The organism is Staphylococcus coagulans (assembly GCF_002901995.1).
In the GTDB taxonomy this organism is placed as follows: Bacteria; Bacillota; Bacilli; order Staphylococcales; family Staphylococcaceae; genus Staphylococcus; species Staphylococcus coagulans.
The window spans coordinates 1-633 of record NZ_PPQN01000110.1; the positions used below are offsets into that span (position 1 = coordinate 1).

General features: G+C 26.5%; 1 protein-coding gene. It reads left to right on the top strand.

Annotated features, from left to right (window positions below):
* On the top strand, positions 1-633 hold a 633-nt coding region (locus tag CD118_RS12070), incomplete at both ends, for a hypothetical protein (RefSeq protein WP_169925614.1).

Here is a 633-nt window from a genome sequence, read left to right on the forward strand (position 1 = left end):
ATATACGAGTTCCAATCAGAAGAATATTGGAAAGACCATTTTCAAAATATATCTTTCCCTCAATTTAAATTTAAATTAGGTCAAACAGGTGATGAAATAAAGAGAAACTCCATGATTCAAAAACTGAAATTTGCTTTGAACTATAATGTTACTTTTAATGGAGATATCGACGACGAAAACATTACTCAAATTATGATATCTAAAATTAGAAAAATTGAAGATACATTACGTATATTTGCTTCTAAGCAAATATATTTCAGTGAAAATGAATTTGCCCAAAGCTTAATCAATAACGGTGTTGTTGATAGAAAAGAAAGTAAACGAATAGCTTCAGTTATTTTAAACACACTAATACAAATCAATTCTTTACTAGGGCTAAGAGATATTGAAGTTGCAACAAATGAAAAATATAAAATATCAAATAACTACGAAGATTTATTAGAAAAATTAGAAGTAACATTAGCTCAGTTAATTAACGATACCCCTAAAGTAGTTAATAATAATTCTGTTGCATATTTTATATTTAAACAGAGTAACTCTGAAAAAATTGAGTATATAAATCTATTATTAGGCTTTTTAGAATCATTTGATTTGCTTAACTTTGAAATGAACGGTGGTTCAACACCTCCAATT